Annotated in this window: 21 protein-coding genes; 9 read left to right on the plus strand and 12 right to left on the minus strand. The window is 68.8% G+C overall.

Features of this window, described 5'->3' with window-relative positions:
- The first annotated feature begins 6 nt into the window (after positions 1-6).
- Complete coding sequence (locus OG205_RS23015; RefSeq protein WP_330270176.1) at positions 7-1215, plus strand: RNA-guided endonuclease InsQ/TnpB family protein; 1209 nt, start codon at positions 7-9, stop codon at positions 1213-1215.
- On the opposite strand, the gene OG205_RS23020 is transcribed toward OG205_RS23015, so the two are convergent.
- The 4 genes from OG205_RS23020 to OG205_RS23035 all read right to left on the minus strand — a co-directional run bounded on the left by OG205_RS23020 (position 1205) and on the right by OG205_RS23035 (position 5252).
- Positions 1205-1471 carry an NAD(P) transhydrogenase subunit alpha gene (locus tag OG205_RS23020; RefSeq protein ID WP_053737731.1) on the minus strand — a complete coding sequence of 89 codons (267 nt, stop codon included), beginning with the start codon at positions 1469-1471 and terminating at the stop codon, positions 1205-1207. The genes OG205_RS23015 and OG205_RS23020 overlap by 11 nt on opposite strands.
- Positions 1468-2565: a Re/Si-specific NAD(P)(+) transhydrogenase subunit alpha gene (locus tag OG205_RS23025; protein ID WP_330270177.1), complete on the minus strand. Its 1098-nt coding sequence runs from the start codon at positions 2563-2565 to the stop codon at positions 1468-1470. Before OG205_RS23025 ends, OG205_RS23020 begins: the two co-directional genes overlap by 4 nt.
- A 173-nt stretch (positions 2566-2738) precedes the next feature.
- Positions 2739-3914: a nitric oxide synthase oxygenase gene (locus OG205_RS23030; RefSeq protein WP_330270178.1), complete on the minus strand. Its 1176-nt coding sequence runs from the start codon at positions 3912-3914 to the stop codon at positions 2739-2741.
- A gap of 291 nt (positions 3915-4205) precedes the next feature.
- Positions 4206-5252, minus strand: a complete 1047-nt coding sequence (locus tag OG205_RS23035) for an FAD-dependent monooxygenase (protein WP_330270179.1) — start codon at positions 5250-5252, stop codon at positions 4206-4208.
- 58 nt (positions 5253-5310) lie between these two features.
- Here OG205_RS23035 and OG205_RS23040 point away from each other — a divergent pair, with 58 nt between their 5' ends.
- The 5 genes from OG205_RS23040 to OG205_RS23060 all read left to right on the plus strand — a co-directional run bounded on the left by OG205_RS23040 (position 5311) and on the right by OG205_RS23060 (position 9837).
- Positions 5311-5859, plus strand: a complete 549-nt coding sequence (locus tag OG205_RS23040) for a TetR/AcrR family transcriptional regulator (RefSeq protein ID WP_330270180.1) — start codon at positions 5311-5313, stop codon at positions 5857-5859.
- Between the two features lie 125 nt (positions 5860-5984).
- Positions 5985-7526, plus strand: coding sequence for an ABC-F family ATP-binding cassette domain-containing protein (locus tag OG205_RS23045; RefSeq protein ID WP_330270181.1), 1542 nt, complete (start codon positions 5985-5987; stop codon positions 7524-7526).
- Positions 7527-7557: 31 nt separating this feature from the next.
- Positions 7558-8766, plus strand: a complete 1209-nt coding sequence (locus OG205_RS23050) for a cytochrome P450 (RefSeq protein ID WP_330270182.1) — start codon at positions 7558-7560, stop codon at positions 8764-8766.
- A complete protein-coding gene (locus OG205_RS23055) occupies positions 8763-8954 on the plus strand; it encodes a ferredoxin (RefSeq protein ID WP_319978552.1) in 192 nt (63 codons plus the stop codon). The genes OG205_RS23050 and OG205_RS23055 overlap by 4 nt, the downstream gene beginning before the upstream one ends.
- A gap of 85 nt (positions 8955-9039) precedes the next feature.
- A complete protein-coding gene (locus OG205_RS23060; RefSeq protein ID WP_330270183.1) occupies positions 9040-9837 on the plus strand; it encodes a phospholipid scramblase-related protein in 798 nt (265 codons plus the stop codon).
- Positions 9838-9990: 153 nt separating this feature from the next.
- On the opposite strand, the gene OG205_RS23065 is transcribed toward OG205_RS23060, so the two are convergent.
- Positions 9991-12918: an AfsR/SARP family transcriptional regulator gene (locus OG205_RS23065; RefSeq protein ID WP_330270184.1), complete on the minus strand. Its 2928-nt coding sequence runs from the start codon at positions 12916-12918 to the stop codon at positions 9991-9993.
- 73 nt (positions 12919-12991) lie between these two features.
- On the opposite strand from OG205_RS23065, the gene OG205_RS23070 reads away from it, so the two are divergent.
- Entirely contained in the window at positions 12992-13429 is a 438-nt protein-coding gene (locus OG205_RS23070) for a hypothetical protein (protein ID WP_330270185.1), read from the plus strand.
- Between the two features lie 115 nt (positions 13430-13544).
- On the opposite strand, the gene OG205_RS23075 is transcribed toward OG205_RS23070, so the two are convergent.
- The 6 genes from OG205_RS23075 to OG205_RS23100 all read right to left on the minus strand — a co-directional run bounded on the left by OG205_RS23075 (position 13545) and on the right by OG205_RS23100 (position 19222).
- A complete protein-coding gene (locus tag OG205_RS23075; RefSeq protein WP_330270186.1) occupies positions 13545-14471 on the minus strand; it encodes a hypothetical protein in 927 nt (308 codons plus the stop codon).
- Between the two features lie 309 nt (positions 14472-14780).
- Positions 14781-14978: a ferredoxin gene (locus tag OG205_RS23080; RefSeq protein ID WP_319978557.1), complete on the minus strand. Its 198-nt coding sequence runs from the start codon at positions 14976-14978 to the stop codon at positions 14781-14783.
- Entirely contained in the window at positions 14975-16168 is a 1194-nt protein-coding gene (locus tag OG205_RS23085) for a cytochrome P450 (protein WP_330270187.1), read from the minus strand. The genes OG205_RS23080 and OG205_RS23085 overlap by 4 nt, the downstream gene beginning before the upstream one ends.
- A 79-nt stretch (positions 16169-16247) precedes the next feature.
- Positions 16248-16811, minus strand: a complete 564-nt coding sequence (locus tag OG205_RS23090) for a TetR/AcrR family transcriptional regulator (protein ID WP_330270188.1) — start codon at positions 16809-16811, stop codon at positions 16248-16250.
- A gap of 16 nt (positions 16812-16827) precedes the next feature.
- A complete protein-coding gene (locus tag OG205_RS23095; protein ID WP_330270189.1) occupies positions 16828-18720 on the minus strand; it encodes a glycosyltransferase in 1893 nt (630 codons plus the stop codon).
- A gap of 82 nt (positions 18721-18802) precedes the next feature.
- Complete coding sequence (locus OG205_RS23100) at positions 18803-19222, minus strand: DUF6542 domain-containing protein (protein ID WP_330270190.1); 420 nt, start codon at positions 19220-19222, stop codon at positions 18803-18805.
- Positions 19223-19256: 34 nt separating this feature from the next.
- Between OG205_RS23100 and OG205_RS23105 the strand changes: the two genes are divergently transcribed.
- Complete coding sequence (locus OG205_RS23105) at positions 19257-20324, plus strand: LCP family protein (RefSeq protein ID WP_330270191.1); 1068 nt, start codon at positions 19257-19259, stop codon at positions 20322-20324.
- Here OG205_RS23105 and OG205_RS23110 read toward each other — a convergent pair.
- Complete coding sequence (locus OG205_RS23110; protein WP_330270192.1) at positions 20321-22501, minus strand: ATP-binding protein; 2181 nt, start codon at positions 22499-22501, stop codon at positions 20321-20323. The two genes, OG205_RS23105 and OG205_RS23110, sit on opposite strands and share 4 nt — an antisense overlap.
- A gap of 239 nt (positions 22502-22740) precedes the next feature.
- Between OG205_RS23110 and OG205_RS23115 the strand changes: the two genes are divergently transcribed.
- Positions 22741-23517 carry an STAS domain-containing protein gene (locus OG205_RS23115; protein ID WP_330270193.1) on the plus strand — a complete coding sequence of 259 codons (777 nt, stop codon included), beginning with the start codon at positions 22741-22743 and terminating at the stop codon, positions 23515-23517.
- Positions 23518-23526 lie beyond the last annotated feature (9 nt).

The following is a 23526-nucleotide window of genomic DNA, read 5'->3' on the forward strand; positions in this document are numbered from 1 at the left end:
TGAACTGTGAGCAGCCAGGTGAAGCGGGGACTCAAGTACCGCTTCTATCCGAGCGAAGCGCAGGCCGCCGAACTGCTGCGCACGTTCGGGTGTGTCCGCAAGGTCTACAACCTGGCTCTGCAGGCACGGACAGAAGCGTGGCGGCAAGGTCTGGAGTCGATCGACTACAAAGCCTCGTCGGCGCTGCTGACGGCCTGGAAACGCTCCGAGGAGCTGGCATTTCTCAACGAGGTGTCGTGTGTTCCGCTGCAGCAGACTCTGCGGCACCTGCAGGTGGCATTCAACAACTTCTGGGCGAAGCGTGCACGATATCCACGCTTCAAGTCCCGCAAGCGATCGCGATCCAGCGCCGAGTACACGCGTTCGGCATTTCGTTGGCGCAATGGTGCGCTGACGCTGGCCAAAGTTCCCGAACCGCTGAACATCCGTTGGTCGCGGCCGTTGCCGGCAGGCGTGGAGCCCTCGTCGGTGACGGTGTCGCGAGATGCGGCGGGACGTTGGTTCATTGCCATGCTTTGCGATGACCCGCACGTCCAGGTGCTCCCGATCACCAGTTCCGAGGTCGGCATCGACCTCGGACTCGAACACCTGCTGGTGCTCTCGACCGGAGAAAAGATCAGCAATCCCCGACACGAACGTCGTGACAGGCTGGCTCTCGCCAGGGCTCACCGAGCACTGGTACGTAAGCAGAAGGGCAGCAACAACCGGGCGAAAGCCGCACTGAAGATCAGCCGCGTCCACGCTCGGATCTCGGATCGGCGCGCCGACCACCTGCACAAGGTCACAACTCGGCTCGTGCGTGAGAACCAAACGCTCGTGATCGAGAACCTGGCCGTGTCCAACATGATTCGCAACCGCCGTCTTGCCCGCTCCATCAGCGATGCGGCCTGGCGGCAGTTCCGGCACATGCTGGAGTACAAAGCGGCCTGGTATGGGCGGGAGGTGATCGCAGTCGATCGCTGGTTCCCGTCCTCCAGACTGTGCTCGGTCTGCGGCACTCTCACCGCGAACATGGCGCTGAGCGTGCGCACCTGGACTTGTGACTGCGGAGCCATCCATGACCGAGACGTGAACGCAGCACGCAACATCTTGGCCGCCGGGCTGGCGGTGACAGTCTGTGGAGCCGGTGCAAGACCTCAACGGAACACTCCGGGCAGGCGATCGGCGACGAAGCAGAAATCCCTCTCGTCAGCAAGGGGAAAGGTCAACGTTTGAACATCTCCAGCATCCGGTCGGTCACCACGAAGCCGCCGACCACGTTGACCGTGGCCAGGAAGACCGCGAGCAGTCCCAGAACCAGTTCCAGGGTGCTCTCGGCGGACCCGGTGATCAGGATCGCGCCGACCAGGATGACGCCGTGGATGGCGTTGGCGCCGGACATCAGCGGTGTGTGCAGGATCGTGGACACCTTCGAGACCACCTCGAAGCCCACAAAGACGGCCAGCACGAAGATCGTCAGCAGGTCGATCACGGCAACTCCTTGCGGATCTGACCGTCGTGGGTGAGGCAGCAGCCGTCGAGCACCTCGTCGGAGAGGTCCGGCCGCACCGACCCGTCCGCGATCATCAGCTTGAGCAGGTTCAGCACGTTGCGCGAGTAGAGCTTGCTCGCGTGCACCGGCATGGACGACGGCAGGTTCAACGCGCCGTGCACGAGCACCTCGCCGACCCAGGTCTCCTGCCCCGCAACGGAAGCAGCGCAGTTGCCGCCGGACTCCGCCGCCAGGTCGACCAGCACGGAGCCGGGGGTCATGGCCTTGAGCATGTCGGTCGTGACGAGCACAGGGGCCTTGCGGCCGGGGATCGCGGCCGTGGTGATCACCACGTCGGACGCCGCGACGTGCTCGCCGATGAGTTCTCGCTGGCGTTCCAGGAACTCCTCGGACTGCACGGACGCGTAGACGCCGGACTGGGTCTCCAGTTCGAGTTCGAGGAACTTCGCGCCGAGGCTGCGGACCTCCTCGCCCGCCGCCTTGCGCACGTCGTAGGCCTCGACGACGGCGCCGAGCCTGCGTGCGGTCGCGATCGCCTGCAGGCCCGCCACTCCCGCGCCCAGCACCAGCACCTTCGCCGGCGGCACGGTGCCGGCGGCGGTGGTGAACATCGGCAGGAACCGCGGCAGTCGTTCGGCGGCGACCAGGACGGCCCGGTAGCCGGCGACCAGCGCCTGGGAGGACAGGGCGTCCGCGCCCTGGGCACGGGTGACCCTGGGCAGCAGGTCGAAGCTGAACGACGTGACGTTCCGCCGCGCATAGACCTCTAGTAGTTCCCGCTCGCCTTGGGGCTGCAGAAAACTGATGGTGACCGCGCCGGGTTTGAGCTTCTCGGCCTGGTCGGTGGTCAGCGGTTGCACGGACACGACGACGTCGGATTCCGGCGTCGGGTCCTCGGGCGTCACGGTCGCCCCGGCCGCGCGGTAGGCGGCGTCGGGGGCGTGGGCATGACGCCCGGCGTTTTCTTGGACGTGCACGGTCAGTCCAGCGTCGACCAACGACGACACCGTTTCCGGTACGCAGGCGACTCGGCGCTCGGCGGGCCGCGACTCTGCGGGGGTTCCCACTTTCACCGTACGCACGTTACGCGATCAAAGGTGACCTGGGCCACATCACAGTTGCCAGTCCACCGCACCGGCCAATGTCAGGCACCCCACCAGCCCAATCACCGGTACGAGGCGCTCACCGAGCGTTCCAGAGCACCCGGACCCGGCCGCCGCCGCGGCCGGGGAACGCACCTTCCGAATCAGTGGGACACGGGGCATCCGGTGGGCTTGTCCGCGGGGAAGAAGTTCGGCAGCAGCTCACCGGAGTCGTAGTAGCGGTGGTAGACCGGCGTCACCCCGCCCGACACGGGTGGCACGATCCAGGACCAGTCGGCGGGACAGGATCGTCCCGCGGCCTCCTCCTTCTCCAGGTGCGTCAGGAACCTCTTCGACTCGGTGTGGTGGTCGGTGATCGTCACGCCGGCCTCGCCGAACGAGTGCAGGACGGCGCGGTTGAGCTCCACGAGAGCTCGGTCGCGCCACAACGTCGCCTCCGACGACATGTCCAGGCCCATTCGCTTGGCGAGGTACGGCAGCAGGTCGTAGCGGTCGTTGTCCGCCAGGTTGCGGGCGCCGATCTCGGTGCCCATGTACCAGCCGTTGAACGGCGCCGACGGGTAGTCGATGCCGCCGATGCGCAGGCGCATGTTGCTGATGGCGGGAACGGCGTGCCACTTCACGCCGAGCGCCCCGAGCCACGGGAAGTCCGGGTGCGCCAGCGGGACCTCGAGCACGGCGTCGGCGGGGATCTCGACGAGCGCGGGGTCGTGGCCCTTGCAGGACACCATGAGCGGCAGCACGTCGAACGGGCCGCGCGTGGCGGGTGGTTGCCAGCCGCGTTTCACCGCGAGGTCGGTGAGCGCCAGGTTCCGCGCGTCGCCGAGCACTCCTCCGTCGGTGCCGCGGTAGGCGGCGTAGCGGATGATCTGCTCGTTGATGATCTGCGGCGCGTCCATGCCGGGCTCGGCGGGGGCGAAGATCGTGATGACGGGCCGGATCTTGCCCTTGTTCGTCGCGACGCGGAGGTGCTCGACGCAGTCCGCCGCCACGTCGGCGGGGGTCGAGACCTCGCGCTGGTCGCGCACTTTCAAGCTCCGCCAGTACAGGCGGCCGATGCAGCGTGAGCTGTTGCGCCAGGCCACGCGGGCGCCGAAGGTCAGTTCGGCGGTCGTGTGGCGGTAGGTGCCGGTCGCGGCGATCTCCGCGTGCACCTCGGCCAGCCTGGCCTCGACGGGACCGAGTTCCGGATGTTCGGCGTGGTGCTGCCGGACGAAGTCCTCAGCCTCGGAGATGTCGAACTCGCCGATGCTCTCGACCTGCGCCGGGGGAAGCGCCGTGAGGGAACGGGGAAGCACATCAGTCGGGACGGGGGTCATGGCGAGGCACCGTAGTTGCGCTTTCGTGGAGCGGGAACCGCCTGTCGCGTTACGCCATCTGGATCACTGGACCGCGTCCGGTACGCACAGCGATTACTTGATACCGCAACCGGGTGACAATGGACGCTACAAAGGGTGGTTCTCGACCGTTATCGCGCCGACATCAAACATTGACCAGTGATTCAGCTCACCATTGGATTCGACCCGTTCGAGTGAACTTCGCGATTCCACCGCGCGGGAACCATCGCGAGGATCCCATTGACGCGCCCCGCACCGTCCACTGTGTACACATCATCGTGGCATCACGGGAACCTCCCACGCGGAGAACCGGGTCATCCCCCGCACGGCCAGTGACGACGGCACCACGCGGAAGGCGAAGTTCCGCAACGCAAGCGCGATCGGCGACCGCACCTCGATGCCGAACCGGCCCGCCATCCGCGAGCCCTTCCACACCGACTGCGAGCGCGGCCTGCGCAGCGCGTCGTAGCGGGCGAGATCACCGTCGACCGAGGCCAGCGTCACCGCGTCCTCCAGCGCCATGCACGCGCCCTGCCCGAGGTACGGCGTCATGGCGTGCGCGGCGTCGCCCAGCAGCGCCACCCGGCCCTTCACGAACGTGGGCAGCAGCGGCAGTTCGTAGATGTCGTGCCGGATCACGTCGGCCGTCGAGGCGATCAGGTGCGGCAACGGGTCGTGCCAGTCCGCGAACAACGAGACCGGGTCCAGGTCGGCCTGGGCGGGAGCGACGGCCGCGACGTACCAGCAGACCCTGCCGTCGCCGAGCGGCAGGACGCCCGCCTCGCCGCCAGGGCCGAGCGTCTGCGAGATGGGCAGGTCATAGGGGCCCGGCGCCACCCCTCGCCACGCCGTGGCCCCCGCGTACACCGGTCCCGGCGCGTCGGGCAGCAGTTCCGCGCGCAGGCGGCTGTTGATGCCGTCCGCCGCCACCACGAGGTCCGCGTCCAGGTCGTCGGCGCTGGTCACCTCGGTGTCGGTGAGGAGGATCTCGGACGGCAGCGCGCGCAGCAGGACGCCGTGCAGGTCGGCGCGGTGCATCGCGATGACCTTCTCCTGGCCGAGGTCGGGCAGGTGCACGAGCCAGCGTCCGTCGACCGCACGGACGCCACCGGACACGCGCGGTGTGCCCAGCCGCCGGACCTCGTCGGCGACGCCCATCCACTCCAGCGCCCGCAGCGCGTTCGGCATCACGCCCACGCCGGCGCCGATCTCGCCGAAGGCGGCCGCGCGTTCGTGGACGACGACCTCCCAGCCGACGCGGCGCAACGACACCGCTGCCGCCAGCCCGCCGATGCCGCCACCCACCACGATCGCCTTCATCGCATCCTCCTCTACAGGTGTAGAGGACTCTACATCTGTAGACTACAGCTGTAGAGAGATGAGGAGCACAGTGCGCAGGGACCTGATCACCGACGCCGCGATCCAGCTCGTCGCCGAGCAGGGCATGCGCGGGCTCACCCACCGCGCGGTCGACCGTCAGGCCGGGCTGCCGGAGGGCTCCACCAGCGCGTACTTCCGCACGCGCAAGGCGTTGATCGAGGGGTTCGTGGCACGGCTCGCGGACCAGGAGCGACTGGACGTCGTGCCCGATCCCGACGACGTCGCGGGCAGCATCGCGAGGACGCTCGACAGCTGGCTCGTCGAGCGGAACAGGACGCTCGCGCGGTACGCGGCGATGCTGGAGGCCACGCACCACCCCGAGCTGAAGTCGATCATGGTCCACTCCCCGCGCGAGCAGGCCACCGCGATCGCGAAGATGCTGGGCCACGAGGATCCCGAACGGGCGGGCGCGCACTTCACCGCGTTCCTGGAGGGCCTGCTCTTCTACCGGCTCGTCGGCGGCGGCAGCACGGTCGGCCCGGAACCTGGCACCGAGGAGAGCGTGCGGGACCTCCGCAAGGCCGTCGAAAAAGCGTTGCGACCGTAAGTACCGTGGGTTTCATGGGATTCGGGTACGGGGTCTTCTACCTCTGATCACGGACGTGTGCCACCGCGCTACACGTCCTGATTTCGCGTACCCAGAAGAGGATCCCCGTGCGTTCGCATGTTCATTTGACGACCCAAGATCTCACCAAGGGCTATGAGGCCGGGCCCGTCGTCGACGGCATCTCACTGAAGGTCTCCGCCGGCCAGCGTCTCGGCATCATCGGCGAGAACGGCCGCGGCAAGACCACCCTTCTCCGGCTGCTGGCCGAGGACCTGGTGCCGGACCAGGGAACTGTCACCCGGCACGGTTCGTTGAGCCTCGTGCAACAGGAAATGCCGTTCCACACAACCGAAACGGTGGGGGACCTGCTGTCCGAGGCACTGCGCGAAAGCCGTCAGGCACTGTCCGAACTGGACGGTGCGGCGGAGCCGTTCGACGAGCAGCGCTACGAGAAAGCCCTGGCTCACGCCGAGAACATCGAGGCGTGGGACGCCGAGCGCCGTGCCGACATCGCGCTCAAGGCCCTCGACGCCGACCACGCCAGGTCGACCAGGCTGTCCGGGCTCAGTGTCGGGCAGCGGTACCGCGTCCGGCTCGCCTGTCTGCTCGCCGAGCGCGCGGACGTCCTGCTGCTGGACGAACCGACCAACCACCTCGACGCGGCGGCGCTGGCGTTCCTGACCGAACGCCTTCAGCAGCACCACGGCGTCGTGGTGCTGGTGAGCCACGACCGCACGTTGCTGGACGACGTCTGCACCCAGTTGCTCGACCTCGACCCGTCCCCGGACGGCGAGGTGCACCTGCACGGCGGCGGCTACCGGGCGTTCAAGGAGGCCAAACGCGCCGAACGCCAGCGGTGGGAACAGCGGTTCGCGCAGGAGGAAGCCGAGCACGGCGACCTGGCCGAGAAGGTCGATCGCGCCCAGTCCCGCCTGATCGACGGCTGGCGTCCGCCGAAGGGCACGGGCAGGCACCAGCGCACCACCCGTGCGGCGAACAAGATGCGCAACGTCGCACGCCGGTTGGAGGAGTTGGACGACCAGCGCGTCGACGCTCCCCCGCCGCCGATGCGCTTCACGCCGCCGGCGCTGGAGGCGAGCGGCGACCTGCTGCACGCCACCCCGCTCGAAGTACCAGGAAGGCTGAACCTCACCGAGCCGATCTCCCTCAGCGCGGGCGAGAAGCTGCTGGTCACCGGTCCGAACGGAGCGGGCAAGTCGACGCTGCTGAACGTGCTGGCCGGGCGCCTGCAGCCGTCGAACGGCACGGTGCACCACGTCGGCCGGGTCGCGTTGCTGGCCCAGGAGTCGACGTTCGAGAACGAGGACGCCACGGCAGCGCAGCTGTGTTCGCGGGTGGGGGAACTCGGTCTGCTCAGAGGGAAAGACCTGGTGCGCCCGGTCGGCCGGCTGTCCACTGGACAACGCAGGCGCCTGGAGCTGGCGATCCTGCTGAGCAGCGCTCCGCACGTCCTGCTGCTCGACGAACCGACCAACCACCTGTCGATCGCCCTGGTCGACGAACTGACCGAAGCGCTGGACCAGACCCGTGCGGCGGTGGCCGTCGCGACCCACGACCGGCAGATGCGGACAGATTTCGGTTCGTGGCGGTCCGTGGCCCTCGATTCGCCTTCACGAAGTCATGAAAGTTCTGTAGCTTCGAAATAGGTCCTCTACCGAGCACTGGGAGGTGTGCGAGATGACCGAACTGATCTCCGAGAAACTGCCCACTACGCGCCAGAACCCGTTCGACCCGCCCGCCGAGGTCACGGCGATCCGCGAGCAGGCCCGCATCAGCAGGCTGAAGTTCGCCGACGGTCACCTCGGCTGGTTCGTCACCGGTCACCACCAGGTGCGCGAGGTCTTGGGAAGTCCACATTTCACGAACGACCCCTCCAGGCACCACCTGCTGGACGTCAGGTTCCAGGGCGAGGCGCCGGCAGAGAGGCGCAAGGTCGAGCCGGGCATGTTCCTGAGCCAGGACCCGCCGGACCACACCCGGCTGCGCAGGATGCTGCAGGGCCAGTTCACCGTCCGGCGGATGAACCAGCTGGCCGAGTGGATCGGCACGATCGTCGACGACCAGCTCAAGCACCTGCGCACGTTCGACGGCCACGCGGACCTCGTGAAGGAGTTCGCGCTTCCGGTGCCGTCGCTGGTGATCTGCGCGATTCTCGGCGTCGACTACGACGAGCGGCACAGGTTCCAGGAAGACACGACGAAGATGCTGAGCCTCGAGTCGACGTTCAAAGAGGCCATGGAGGCGATGGCACGCATCCAGGAGTTCATGCGCGAGCTGGTCGTCCGCAAGAAGGCGAACCCGGGCGACGACATGATCAGCGATCTGCTCGCCACCGGCGAGCCGACCGACGAGGAAGCGTCGAACATGGCGCTGCTTCTCCTGCTGGCAGGCCACGAGACCACGGCGAACATGCTGGGTCTGGGCACGTTCACGCTGCTGCGGCACCCGGACCAGCTCAAGATCCTGCGTGACGAGCCGGACGTCGTCGACAACGCCGTCGAGGAGCTGATGCGGTACCTGTCGATCATCCACTTCGGACCGACGCGCACCGCCGTCGAGGACGTGGAGATCGACGGCCACCTCATCAAGGCCGGTGACACCGTGGTGATGCACGTACCGGCGGCCAACCGCGACCCGGAGAAGTTCCCCGGCAACCCCGAGGAGCTCGACCTGCGCCGCCCGGCCGGCGGCCACGTGGCGTTCGGGCACGGCATCCACCAGTGCCTGGGCCAGCAGCTCGCCCGCATCGAGATGCGGATCGGTTTCTCCAGGCTGTTCCAGGAGTTCCCGGACCTCCGGCTCGACATCGACCCCGAGGAGGTGCCGCTGCGCACCGACATGGGGATCTACGGGGTCCACTCGCTGCCAGTAGCGTGGACGGCATGAAGATCTCCGTCGACCAGACGAAGTGCTGCGGTTCGGGAATGTGCGTTTTGACCGATCCGGATCTCTTCGACCAGAGCGAAGACGACGGCACCGTCGTACTGCTGGAAGAGCACCCCGACGCCGCGCACGAGGCCACCGCGAAGGAAGCGGCGAGTCTCTGCCCGGCGGGCGCGATCACGATCAGCTGATCCGCGCCGCGTTGAAGAGCGGCCAGGCGACACCCGTGCCCCGTCGCCTGGCTCCAACGACTGCGCGAAGTCGTACGCTCTCGGCATGAACACCGCGCCGGGCTGGTACCCGGACAACGCCGACCCGTGTTTCGTGCGGTGGTGGGACGGCGCCCAGTGGACGCCCCACGTGCAGCCGCGCCAGGAACAGGCCGACGCCCACCACGCCGAGGTGCAGATGGGCGGCACCGGCCAGGAACGGGTGGCGGCGCAGGTGCAGCGCGCCGGCGTCCAGGGCGTCGGCGGAGGCGGTGGCACCCTGTTCACCGAGCCCGTCCTGGTCGTGAACCAGAAGGCGAAGCTCGTCGAGATGTCGAACTCCTACGTCATCTACGACCAGCACGCCCGCCACATCGGCACCGTGGAACAGGTCGGCCAGTCCGGCGCAGCCAAAGCCCTGCGCGCCTTCACCAAGATGGACGCGATGCTCGACGTCCGCCTGGAGATCCGCGACGTGCAGGGACTTCCGCTGCTGCGCGTCACCCGTCCCGCGACGATGTGGAAGTCCAAGGTCCTGGTCGAGCGCGGCGACGGCATGCCGATCGGCGAGATCGTGCAGGAGAACGTCTTCGGCAAGGTCCGCTTCTCCTACGTGTGCAACGGGATGAAGGTCGGCGGCATCTACGCGGAGAACTGGCGCGCGTGGAACTTCTCGCTGCAGGACCACACCGACACCGAGGTCGCGCGCATCACCAAGACCTGGCAGGGCATGTCCAAAGCCCTGTTCACGACGGCGGACAACTACGTCGTGCAGTTCCACCGCCAGGTGCCGGACCCGTTGCTCAGCATGATCATCGCGTCCGGGGTCACGGTCGACACGGTGCTCAGCCAGAACCAGGGCTAGGGCCTGAATCGAAGTCTGGTGCGATGAGAGTCGTGCTTGAGGTGGTTCCTGGTGGTGCGGCCGAACGGCCCGCGTACCGGTGTTGTACGTGGGCCGTTCGGCCGTGCCGCCAGGGGCCGCCTCGGGCCCGGCTATCGCGGACCAGACTTCGATTCAGGCCCTGGTCGCCAGGCGGAGTTCGTCTACCTCGGCCTGGAACCCGGCCGCCGTCAGCGTTTCCTCCGCCAACTGCCAGTGCTCGCGCGCCTCCTCCAGGCGCCCGGCCCGCTCCAGCGCGTTGCCCAGCACCCGCAACGACCGCCCGAACTCCGGCGGCGACCCCATCTTCCGAGCCTGCTCCATGGCGAGGGAGGCCAGCGTCAACGCCTCTTCCGCGGAGGAGGCCATCCCGGACCTCAGGCGCCACACCCAGATGCGGCCCTGGCGGTCGTCGTGCTCCTCGAAGAACTCCCAGGCCTGCCGCAGCTGGTCCTCGGCGAGGGAGTCCTGCCCCGACCGGATCAGCGTGTCCGCCAGGAACAGCCGGATGTTCGCGGCCAGGTCCGGGTCGCCGAACTTCCGCGCGGCGGCGAGGGAGGCCCTCAGGAACTCCACGGACAGCGTCAGCTCGCCGGTGAACTGGTGCAACCGCCCCAGTTCCAGCGTGGCCATCAGCTCGCTCTGCGAGTCCCCCATCTGCCCGGCGAGCCGGCAGGCCCGCTCCAGGTAGCCCTGCGCGGCGACCAGTCCGCCGGCGCGGCGCTCGATGGCGCCCAGCGAGCAGAGCACCTCGATCTCGCCGTGCGGGTTGTCGGAGGCGGCGAATCGCGCCTTGGCCTCACGATGCGCCTCACGGGCCTCCGAGGAGCGTCCGCTCCACTCGTGCATCCAGCCCATGCCGTACCAGGCGTAGGCCTCGCCCCACACGTCTCCGGCGGCGGCGAAACCCTCCTGTGCGGCCTGGAAATGAGCCGAGGCCGCGGCGTAGTCGTGCCGCCGCGCGCTCAGGATCCCGCGCTGCTGGAACAGCATCGGCCGGCGGGACTCGGGCGCGCACGACAGGCCGAGGTCGTTGATCTGCTCCCAGTCGTCGAACCGAGCCCGCAGGTCGCAGAACGCCGCCGACCGGATCACCAGCTCGGCGGCCAGCGCTCCCAGTCCCAGCGCCGCCGCCTGGGTGATCACGGCGTGGATGTTCAGCCACTCCGCGTCGAACCAGTCGGCCGCGTCGCCGAGGTCGAACCGTTCCAGCTCAAGGGGTTCCAGCCGGACGCCCTGGTGCGGCAGCTCCGCGTCGGCCCGCATGGCGAGGTCCAGCCACTGCTCGAACAACGCCCCCAGCGCGATGGCCGGATCCTCGGAGGCGGCCTCCCGGCCGAAGGCGCGCAACAGGTCGTGCAGCCGGTACCGCACCTGTCCCAGCGCGTCGCGGCCCGCGTAGTCGACCAGGCGAGCGTCGACCAGCGCCTCGACGTGGTCCTCGGCGTCGTCGAGATCGAGGCCCAGCAACGGGGACGCGACCCACGCCGGGAAGTCCGGGGTGTCCACCAGGGACAGCAGCCGGAACGCGGTCTGCCGCGTCTTGTCCAGGCCGTCGTAGGACAACGCGAGCGAAGCCCGCACGTCGAGGTCGCCCAGCGACAGCTCGTCGAACCGGCGGCGTTCGTCGGACAACCGGCCGGCGAGCTTCGCGAGCTGCCAGTGCGGACGCGCCACCAGGCGGGCCGCGGCCACCCGCAACGCCAGCGGCAGCTTGCCGCAATAGGTCACGATCTCCTGCGCGGCACCGGGTTCGGCGGCACATCGGGCCTCGCCGACCGCGGCCCGCAGCAACGCCAGCGCGTCCGCGGACGGCAGCACGTCCAGCGGCACGACGTGCGCCGCCTCCAGCCCGGCCAGCGCGGCCCGCGAGGTCACCAGGGCGGCGCCCGAGGTCGTCCCCGGCAGCAACGGCCGGACCTGGGCCTCGTTCACCGCGTTGTCCAGCACGACGAGGATCCGCCGGTCCGACAACAGGTCCCGGTACAGATCGACCCGATCCTCCACAGAGGACGGAATGGCGCCGCCGGACACGCCCAGGCCGCGCAGCAACCGGTCCAGCGCGGCCGCGGGTTCGACTGGCTTCTGCTCACCGCCGCGCAGGTTCAGGTACAGCTGCCCGTCCGGGAAAGCGTCACGAACGGCGTGAGCGCAGTGCACGGCCAACGACGTCTTGCCGACGCCACCGGGCCCGGTGATCGTCCACGTCCCACCGGCGCGCAACCCGGCGGTCAGCCGCGCGACCTCGGCGGACCGCCCGGAGAAGTCGCCGACCGCGGGCGGCAGCCAGGACGGTCCGGACTGGACGGACACGGGTGCCGACGAGCCCGCCAGGACCTCCATGTGCAGGGCGCGGAGCTCGGCGTTCGGGTCGATGCCGAGCTCGTCGGCGAGCACGTCGCTGGCCCTGCGGTAGACGTCCAGCGCCTGCGCCTGCTGACCGGTGCGGTGCAGGGCGAGCATGAGCTGGTACCAGAAGCGTTCGCGCAGCGGGTGTTCCGCGACGAGCGAGCGCAGTTCGTCGACGATCTGGTCGTGCCGGCCCAGCTGCAGCTCGGCGTCGTTGCGGCGCTCCAGCACCTCCCAGCGCTGTTCGTTCAGGCGCTGCACGTCGGTCTGTTCCATCCGCAGCGACGACACCTGGTCCAGGGCCGGTCCGCGCCACAGCGCCGCGGCCTCGCCCAGAAGCCGTGCCTCCGTCTCCAGGTCGGGCGCGCGACGAGCCTCGGCGCGCAGCCGCTGGAACGTCAGCAGGTCGAGCTGGTCGTCCTCGAGGTGGATCGAGTAGCCGGTCGGCCACGTGCGCACGAGTTTGCGGTCGGCCAGGTCGTCCAGCGACTGTCTCAACCGCATGACGTACGTCTGCAAGGTGGCGCGCGCCGCACCTGACGGCTCATCGCCCCAGAGGTGTTCCATCAGCTCGTAGGACGAGACCGGCGCGTTCGCCTTCATCAGCAACGCGGCGAGCAGGACACGCTGTTTGGCCGAGCGCAGCTCCACCGCCCGGCCCGAGTCGGTGACCTGCAACGATCCGAGAACCCTGAACTCCCACCGGCGTTGCATGGGCCCGATCCTAACCAGCCGGTAACCCGAGGTGTCAGCGAAATGTCAGCGGCCGTCGTGATGCTCACAGCCCATGAAGAGGTCAGCACTCATCGCCGCAGGTGCCGTGCTTCTCGGCCTGATCACCGCGAACAACGCGCTGGCCGAGAGTGCTCCCGGCTGCGGACCCGTCACCCAGATCGGCAGCACCGCCTACGTCGGTGACAACGGCCAGAAGTGGGCTTCGGTCAAGCAGTTCAAGGGTTGCGGCAAGAACTGGGCGTACGTCTACACCTGGTCGAGCGTCCACAACGCCGGTGCGCCTTACACGCCGGAGATGATCTCGATCGAGCAGTGGGCCTCGAAGGACGCGCGTGAGCCGTACGGCCACCCCGGCCTGAAGAAGGGCGGCTACCGCCAGCAGGAGCTGTGGTCAGGCGGCACCAACACGCTGAGCGACTGCACGTCGGCCTACGTGGAGTGGAACTCCGGCGCCATGACCTACCGGGTGCGCACCGACATCCGCTGCTGATACATCGAGCCGGAGCGGCGTCTTGGCCCCCCAGCGGGGCGTCGCTCCTCCCCAGACGGTGTCGCCGGGGCCCGAAGCCCAAACCTCTCCTCGGGCCCCGGTGACGCCTCCAGTGTCAGGCTGCTCCCTGTGACGTCATGAACTTCCCCAGACGTGACGCCAGGTCGTCCGCGGCCTCGTTGCCCCGCAATCGTTCCGCCTCCTGCTTCAACGGCCGCATGCGATCCCGGGTGCGGGCCGAGCGGATGGGACCGGACACCGCGATCGCCTGTTCCCCGACCTCGCGCGCGCGTTCGGTCTCGTTCTGCACCAGGTAGTTCATCGCCAGCGCGGCCAGCCGGAACGACTGGCTGCGCGACGTTTCCTCTCCCCCGGTGGAAATGGCCCTGGTGAGCAGGGGGATCGCCGTCCGCGCGTACTTCACGTCGCAGGTGCGTGCGAGTTCGGTGTGCACCATGCCGCCGATGGACACCAGGTCGGCGAGGTCGAAGAACCGCGCCCACGGCGGTGCGTCCTCCGCGACGGACTGTCCGAACTCGTCCTCGGCACGCGCGAACTGGCGCAGCGCCTGCCTTTCCGCGCCCATCTTCGCGAACGCCCACGCCTCGTTGGCGTGCAGGATCGACACGGCCAACGTGGACCCGCTGGCCTGCGCGATGGGCAGCCCGCGTTGGAACGAGCCCAAAGCGTCCTCGGCGAGCTCGTAGTGCAGGTGCACTCGGCCCATCCGGTAGTGGATGTTCGCTTCCAGCGCGGTGTTGCCGGACGCGCGCGCGAGGCTCATCGCACGGCCGAAGTGCAGGTGTGCGGACTCCAGCAGTCCCATGTCGAACGACGCCCAGCCGGCCAGGTTGTGCAGGTCGGCGATCGCCACCTGGAGGCGGTGCAGGACCTGTCCGCCGGAGCCGGTGTCGAGCAGCGGGTTCGCCCAGTTCAGCAATGCGACGCAGGCGTCCCGGCAGGAGCCGCCGCCGTATTCGTGGTCGAGTGCCCGCAGCGCATTTGTCAGAGTTTCGACATGCCGCACGTCGGTCTTGTCCACGCGAGCTGGAAAAGCTTCGCTGCTGAACATAGGTTGGCCCTCCTGACGTGCGCCGCGCACCCGCTGTACAGATACCCGTTACACACCGCCGGTATTCACCGCGCCGCCGCCACCATCCCTCTGTAGGGCCTGGTCGGGAAGGGTCTTTGGACTCTCCCGGGACACGCCGGCGCGGCCACCACAACGCCGTGGTGGCCGCGCCTACGATTTCGGACGGCCATGGTGATCGGAAAGGGGCCAACAAGGTGTCAGCACCGCCGAACTGAATCCATTTCCGGTAATTGCGCCTCACCGGAACGGCCGATCAAGTCACTCTTCCAGGCTCACCACCTGAGCGGGACACCTGTCCACCGCGTCACGAACGCCCGGCAGCAGCTCCGCGGGCGGTTCGGCGACCAGCACGACGCCGATCCCGTCGTCATCCGACTGATCGAACACGTCCGGTGCGGCGAGCACGCACTGGCCCGATCCGATGCACTTCGTCTGGTCTATCCGGACTGTCGTCACCAGGCCACCGGAATCTCGGCCGCGCCGTAGGTGATCATGTCGTTGCGGTAGTTCATCTCCGTTACGGGCACGGCGGGCCGCAGGGTCGGGAACCGTTCGAACAGCGACCGCAGCCCGATCTGCAGCTCGGCGCGGGCCAGGTTGGCGCCGAGGCACTGGTGCGGCCCGAAGCCGAACCCCAGGTGCGACACGGCGTCCCGGTCCAGGTCGAGCTCCTCCGCCCGCGGGCAGAGCTCCTCGTCGAGGTTCGCGATGAGCGACACGCTCACCCAGTCCCCCGCCCTGATCAGCACGCCGTCGACCTCGACGTCCTCGGTCGCCCTGCGGGTCAGGCCGGCCCCGCCGAGCTGACCGACCGTGTACCGCATCAGCTCCTCGACCATCACGTCCGCGCGGCTCGGGTCGCGCCGCAGGATCTCCAGCTGGCCGGGCTTCTCGAACAGGTGCAGCGTGAACAGGCCGAGGAAGTTCGACGTGGTCTCGTGCCCGGCCGCGAGCAGGCCGATGCAGAGGAAGATCAGCTCGTCCATGCTGAAGTCGGTGTCGTTGGCCATCAGGCCGATCATGTCGTCGTTCGTGCCGGCCGCCTTCTTCTCCGCGACGATCGGCGCGAGCACCTCGGCGAGCTTGGTGGCGTGCGCGAGATACTCGTCCTTCGAGCCGTTCTTGCCGAACAGGTCGCCGGCCGTGGCCTGGAACAGCTCCTGGTGCTCCGGAGGCACGCCCAGCAGCTCGGCGATCACCAGCGACGGCAGCGGCAGGCACAGCGAGGTGACCAGGTCGGCGGGAGAGCCCTTGGCCTCCATCACGTCGAGGTGCTCGTCGACGATCTGCTGGATGCGCGGACGCAGCTCGTTCATGCGCTTGACCATGAAGCCGCGCGCGAGAGGACGGCGCAACCGCATGTGCTCGGCGCCGTCGATGCCGTTGATGTTGCCCGGCTGGTCGGGGTCGAGCACGGCCTCGCCCTCGTCGGTGCGCATCTCGGGCTGGCCGCCCTTGCGGGTGATGAACCGCGAGTCGGACAGGACCTGCCGGACACCGGCGTAGCTGGACACGACCCAGGCCTCGACGCCGTTGGGCCAGAGCATCTTCACCGGTCCGTCGCCGACGGCCTCCGGAAAGCCGGTCGGCGGCTGCAGCGGGTGGTCGCGCTCGTGCGGGACCGGGCAGACGGCAGTTTCGGTCACGGGAAATCCCCCTCAACAGAACAGAACTGTTCTTTTGAATCCATGACCGAACGTAGCGCAACGACTACGATCTGACGAGTTATTTGGTCCGAAATGTACTGATCAACGGTCTCAACAGGCCGTCGACGATGCCCTCGATCACGCCCGGTTCCTCGGACCGCAGGACGAACGTCGAGATCAGCGCGGTGATGAGGATGTCGGCGTCGAGCCGCTCCGGCAGCTCACCGCGCGCCTTCGCCCGGTCCACGGCGACCCGGAGGTGCTCGGTGTAGGCGCGGTCGACGTGCTCCGCGCGCAGGCACGCGAGATCGGCGTCCTGGCGGCTGCCCTCGAGCAGCCCGAGGAAGATCCCGGCGGTGTCGAACGGCATCGGCTCGCCCCACGCCAGCAGGATCTGGCGGACGTCCTCGGCGAACGTCCCCTCGTCCGGCTGCGGCAGCTGGGGCAGGTTCGCCTTCAGCGCGTCCGTGATGAGCCGCGCCTTGGACGGCCAGCGCTGGTAGAGACTCGCCTTGCTGGCCCGCGCCCTGCCCGCCACCAGGTCCATGTTGAACCGGGCGTACCCGACCTCGGCCAGCACTCCGAGCACGGCGGCGAAGACCTCCTGCTGACGCGCCGGTGCGTCCAAAGGCGTGCGGCCCAACCGTGCCTCCTGTGGATCAGGTGACGTGCACCGTACCGCCGGGTGCGTCCGTGAGCCGACCCGTGCGCCGCACCGACATCCACCTCAGCTGCGTCCCGTGCACCGCCGTGATCAACGACTGGATCACCACGACGTACATCAGCTGCCGGTACACGACCTGTTGCAGGGGATAGGCCCACAACGGCTTGAGCGACTCGCCGTCGAGCCTCAGCGCGTAGCCCGCGCTAGCGGTCTGGATCAGCAGGAACACCATCCACACGATCAACGCGAGCGGTGCGTCGGCGACGAGGAACCCGTACAGCACGAAGAGGTCCATCACCGGTGCGAGCAACGGCAGCAGCAGGTGGAACGCCAGCAGGTAGAGGATGCCGAACCGGCCCATCGGCCCGTTCTCCACCAACGCGCCGCGGTGCTTCCACATCGCCTGAAAAGTGCCGTACGACCAGCGATATCGCTGCTTGAACAAGCCGTGGACGGTCGCCGGCGCCTCGGTCCAGGCCTTGGCCTCCGGTCGGTAGGCGACCCGCCAGCCCGCGCGCGTGACGGCCATCGTGAGGTCCGTGTCCTCGGCCAGCGTGTCGTCGCTGACGCCGCCGACGTCGACGAGCGCGGCCCTGCGGAACGCCCCGACCGCGCCCGGCACCGTCGGGATGCACCGCAGCGCGTGCAGGATCTGCCGGTCCAGGTTGGACCCCGCGCAGTACTCCAGGTGCTGCCAGCGTCCGAGCAGGCCCTGCCGGTTGCCGACCTTCGCGTTGCCGGAGACAGCGCCGACACCGTTGTCCGCGAACGGCTGCACGAGCTGGCCGACCGTGTCCGGCTCGAAGATCGTGTCGCCGTCCACCAGCACCAGCACGTCGTGCGTCGCCTCGCGGATGCCCGCGTTCAGCGCCGCCGGCTTGCCCTGGTTGGTCTGCCGGATCACGGTGACGCCGGGCAGGTCCAGTTCCTCGGCGACGTCCGCGGTGCCGTCCGTCGAGCCGTCGTCCACGACGATCACCTCGACGTCGGCGAGGTGGTTGTTCCCGGCGATGGACCTGACGGTGGCGACGATGTTCAGCACCTCGTTGAACGCCGGGACGACCACCGAGACCGGCGGCGCGAACCACGGCGGCGGCTCGTCCTCGCTCTCGCGCCGCAGCCGGCGGTCGGTGTGCGCGAGGCCGAGTTGCATGAGGGTGCGCAGCAGGCCGAGCAGGGCGGCGATCGCGATGGCCGTGCCGAACAGCACGAGCACGACGCCGCCGTTGCGCTGCGACCACGTGGTGACCGCGCCGGTGAACCGTTCGCGCGAGGAGGCCTCGACCGGCTGCTCGTCGCTGATCAGCACGAACCGGTAGCCGGGCTGCTTCGCGAGCTCACGGGCGATGTCGCCGCCGATGCTGCCGTCGTCGTGCAGCCGGACGACGCCGCCCTTCTCCCGCAACGCCATCCGGACCAGCGTGCCGATGTCCTGGTACTCGCGGTCGCCGCTGTCGACCTCGGCCGGGGCGCCGACCAGTCGCGTGTGGACACCCAGCGCGTCGGCGAGCGCGGCCTGGGCGAAGGCGAGGTTGAGCGAACTGGCGAGATCACCCTCGGCGCGGAACCCGTCGAGGCCGATCCGGTGCCCCTCGGCGACGATCCTGCGTGCCACGTCCGGGTGGCGGGTGACCTGGGCGCCGGTGACGTAGAAGGTCGCCTTGATACCGGCGGCCCGCAGCCTCTCCAGGGTGCGCGGCGTCCACTTCGGGTCGGGGCCGCCGTGGAACGCCAGCGCGAGCGTGCCGGCGGGCAGTTCCCGGTGTTCCCCGGCGATCCGCGCGGGTCCGGGCTTGATCGCGGCGTAGGCGTGGAACGACACCACGCTCATCAGCACGAGCAGCCCGAGCAGGATCGAGATCCAGTGCAACCGCGGCGTGCGCTTCACCACACTTCCAGCAGCGTGCCGCCCACGACCGCGGCGAACAGGATCAGTCCACTCGCGACGGTCCAGCTGACGAGTCTCGCCGCTACCCGTCTAGCGCCGTTTCGATCGACGAAGACCTGCATTTCCTTCTGCCCCCAATGAAAACGCGGACGACCACGACCACCAGTGCCGCGACGACCGCCGCCGCCATCCACGGAAACCCGTTCACCAGCCACGGGATCGCGTCTGCGGCGAACTCCTTGCTGCTCCCCCACGACGGCAGCCTCTTCGACTGTCGCTCCCAGGCCGCGTTGCCCACCGCGACGACGACGAAAACGAGAGGTGGCGCCGGTGCCACCGTCCACAACCCGATGCGACGAACCAGTGCCGAGGCCACGACCGTGCCGCCCACCAGCCACACGCCGAAAGCCCAGCCGATGTCGCCCCCGTCCACCCAGACCCCCGTCTGCGTGAACACCGCCAGCATCGCGAGCGCGGCGAGACTGGGCAGTTGAACCCCCATGAACACCTAGAATAGTTCAGGGGGTGTCCTGTTCATGCAATCAGGTGGTGTCCGTCACCGCACGGTCTTTCTCGTTCTGACGCGGACCGCCTGGCTGGCCCTGAGCGCGGTCCTGCTCGCCACCTCGGCGTTCGCCTGGTCCACTGTGTCCACCCTCTCGACCGGTGTCGAACGGTCCTACGCGATCCCGGACGACGCGCCCCGGTCGGAGTCCGGCCGCAACATCCTGATCATGGGCCTGACCACGAGACTGGACCTGCACGGCGAGCCACTGCCCGACGACGTGCTGCGGCGCATGCAGGCGGGCGAGAGCGACCGCGGCGGCTACAACGCGAACACGCTGATCCTGTTGCACATCCCCGTTTCCGGGCCCGCGGTGGCGATGTCCGTGCCGCGTGACAACCTCGTGCCGCTGACCTCCGGCGGCGAGGGCAAGATCAAGGAGGCGTACGGCCGGGCCAAGATCGTCGAGGAGGACCGGCTGCGCGAGGCCGGGACGCACGACAAGCGCGAGTTGGAACGCGCTGGACGTGAGGCGGGGCGCAGAGCACAGGTGCGGACGGTGTCGGCGTTCCTGAGCCAGCCGATCGACCACCTCGTGGAGATCTCGCTGATCGGGTTCTTCCACATCGCCGAGGGGCTCGGCGGCGTGGACGTGTGTCTGCGCAACGCAGCGCGGGACCCGTTGTCCGGCGCGGACTTCCCGGCGGGGCCGCAGCACCTCGACGCGGGCCAGGCGCTGTCGTTCGTGCGGCAGCGGCACGGCCTGCCGAACGGCGACCTGGACCGCACGCGGCGGCAGCAGGCGTTCCTGTCGGCCGTGACGAAGAGGCTCAAGGGGGCGGACGTCACCGCGGTGCAGGCGATGATCGACATGGCGAAGCAGGACGTCGTGCTGGACGCGCGGTTCGACCTGGTCGAGTTCGCCGGAAACATCCCTTCCGAGGTGCGGTTCGACACGCTGCCGATCGAGGGCGGCGCGCACCTGGGCGGGCTCGACGTGAACAAGGTGGACCAGGCCAAGGTGCGGGCGAAGGTGACCGAGCTGGCCACGGCGCCACCGCCCCCGCCGCCGAACGACGGCATTCCGTGCATCGACTAGAGGCGTCGTTCAGTGACCCAGGTGGCGATCTGCGCGCGTGAGGTGAAGCCGAGCTTCTGCAGGATCCGCTCGACGTGCCCCTCGGCGGTCCGCCGCGCGATCACCAGCCTGGCCGCGATCTCCTTGTTCGACTTGCCGCCGGCGATGAGGTCGGCGACCTGCTGCTCGCGGCGGGTCAGCGGGGTCAGGGTCACGGCCGGAGCCGGGTCCTCGGCCTGTTCCTCGCCGACGGCGAACGCGATGGCGTCCTCCAGCCGGAGGTCCATGCCCTTGCGGAACATCTCCCGGAACTCGTGCTCGCCGAGCGCGGCGACCGCCGCCGACTCGCACTCGCCGTGCGGGGTGCCGAAGTAGCGCGACCCGAACATCGGGTAGCCCACGGACTGCCAGATCTCGTTGGTGGCGCCCAGCAGCGTGGCCGCGCGCACCGCGTCGCCCTGCGAGGCGGAGATCCAGGCCAGCAGCTCTGTCGCGAGCACGATGCCCAGCAGGTCGTGGAACGAGCGCTTCATCCGCAGGCACTCCCGGCCGAGCCGGTCGGCGCGCACGAAGTCGCCGCTGACCCACGCGCACAGGGCCAGCCCGTAGACCGCGTACGCCTGCGCCCACAGCTCGCCGTGTTCCTCGCCGACGGCCCTGGCCTCGACGCAGAGCCGTTCCGCGGCGACGAAGTCGTGCTGGAACGTCGCGGAGATCGCGAGTTCGATGCCGGCGAGCATGGTGTGGCTGTTGACCGTGCCCTGGCCCTGGTAGAGGCGCATGGCCTCCTCGAACAGGCTGTCCGCGAGGTCCAGGTCGTCGCCGATCAGATGCGTGCAACCGAGGCGGTGGGTCGCGTAGGCGAGCGCGGGACCGTCGCCGGACGCGACGGCGTACTCGCGGCACTCGTCCAGCATCCGCGTCGACGCGGGCAGATCTCCCTGCAACGTCGACACATAACCGTTGACCCACAACGCCTTGGCCCGCAAGGGGCCGGGTTTCGCGCTCGCCACGGCGCGGTCGAGCCAGTGGCGGCCCTCGCCGAGCATGCCGCAGCCCGCCCAGTAGAACCACAGCGTGCTGGCCAGATGCACGCAGTGGTCGGTGTCGTGGTCGAAGCAGAAGTCCAGGGCGGACCGCAGATTCGGGTGTTCCAGGCGCGTCAGCGAGAAGATCTGCGGCTGGGCGGGGCCGAACCACTCCCGCTCGCGCCGCTCTGCCCATTCGATGAAGTGGTCGCGGTGCCGTTCGCGCAGCACCTGCTCGCGGCCGGCCTCGCGCAGTTTTTCCAGGCCGTACTGGCGCAACGGCTCCAGCAGCCGGAACCGGGTGCCGGACGGGTGCTGCTCCGACACCACGACCGACTTGTCGACCAGGCCCATCAGCGAGTGCATGACCTGATCGGGCGCGACGCCGTCACCGGAACAGACCCGTTCGGCCGCCTCCAGGTCGAACGTGCCGGAGAACACCGACGCCCGCGCCCACAGGATCTGCTCGGGCCGCGTGCACAGGTGGAAACTCCAGTCGACCGCGGCGTGCAGCGTCTGGTGGCGCGGATCGCCGCCGCGCTTGCCTTCCACGAGCACCCGGAAGGTGTTGTCCAATCTGGACGACAAGTGGTCAAGGCTCAACACGCGCAGGCGCACCGCGGCCAGTTCGATGGCCAATGGGATTCCACCGAGCAGGGCGCAGATCTGGCTGACCTCGGCGTGGTTGCGCGCGGTGAGGACGAATCCAGGTTCGACGGCGGCGGCCCGTTCGGCGAACAGCGCCAGCGCCGGGTCCTGCGGCAGCGGCGCGACCTGCCAGAGGTGTTCGCCGTCGACGCCGAGGCGTTCCCTGCTGGTGACGAGCACGCGCAGGCTAGGGACACCGCGCAGCAACGCGTCCACGAGGTCTGCGGTGGCCCCGATGACGTGCTCGCAGTTGTCCAGGACCATCAGCACCTGCCGGTCGTGCAGGTGTTCCATCAGAACGGTGCGGTGCATGCGAACCGTGTCGTTGTGCACGCCCAGTTGCTCCAGAACGGTGTGCACGACCAGTTCCGGGTCGGTGACGCCGCCCAGTTCGACGAACCACACCCCGTCGCGGAACGCCCTGCTCGTCTCGGCGGCAGCACGCAACGCCAGCCGTGTCTTGCCGACGCCACCAACACCCGTAAGAGTGACGAGGCGCGACTCGGACAGCAGCCTCCTCACTTCGGCGACGTCGTGCTTGCGGCCGACGAAAGTAGTTGTGTCAGCAGGCAAATTGCCTCTGCGACCTGGGGAAAGCGAACCGCCCACAGCCGCACCCTAGGTCGGTGCGATCTCCCGCTGCAACGCGGTCCCCCGGAGGCACCAACGTGGAAACACGGGTAGTTACCCCCTAGGGCCCATGCGGTGACCCCACCAGTCTTGGGGGCTTGGGAAACGTGCCTGTAGGAGGGGACGGGGTCATGGCCGGTGACAGCCTCGGGGTGGACGTCCGGGAGCAGAACGGCGTGCTCGTCGTCCGGCTCAGCGGGCAACTCGACTGGACGACTTACATGCGCGCGCAGGACGTGCTGCTCGACTGCGCGACCAAGGAACTCGTCGGCGTGGTGGTGGAGCTGGACGACCTCGTCGCCGAGTCGCCCGCGCTGCTCGTGCTGTTCGACGTCGTGTGGCTGTCCGCGGCGCGCTGGCCGGGAATCTCGCTGAGCCTCGTCGTGAGTGATCACCGGCTGCGGTCGACGCTGGAGTCACGCGGTCTCCCCCGGCACATCCCGCTGTACTCGACGACGCCGGAAGCGCTGGCCTCGGTGGTGCGGCTCAGGCACGAGGACCGGGTGGACGCGCAACTGCCGTCGTGCCGCTGCCTGCCGCACGTGGCCGAGCGGATCACCGAACGCGCCTGCGAACGCTGGGGCGTCCAGGCGTTGCTCGACGTGGCGCCGCAGGTGGCCGTGGAGCTCGTGTCGCACATCGAGGACGACAGCCCTCTCGCGCTGCTGCTACGCATGCGCGGCGACAAGATGTCCGTTGCGGTGCGCACGACCGCACGCTTCGACCTCAAGCAGTGGCACGTCATGCGGCACAACGTCGCGTCCATCGCCGTCTGCAACTTCACCATGGGCGAGACGCCGGCCGGTGGCGGACGGCACATCATCTGGGCGTTGCTCGACGTGCCGGAGGACAGCCAGCGGCCTCCGAGTCATCTCCCAGAGGCCGCCGTCTTCACCCACCAGGTTTAGTTCTTCCGG

This window comes from Lentzea sp. NBC_00516 (assembly GCF_036346835.1).
GTDB lineage: Bacteria > Actinomycetota > Actinomycetes > Mycobacteriales > Pseudonocardiaceae > Lentzea > Lentzea sokolovensis.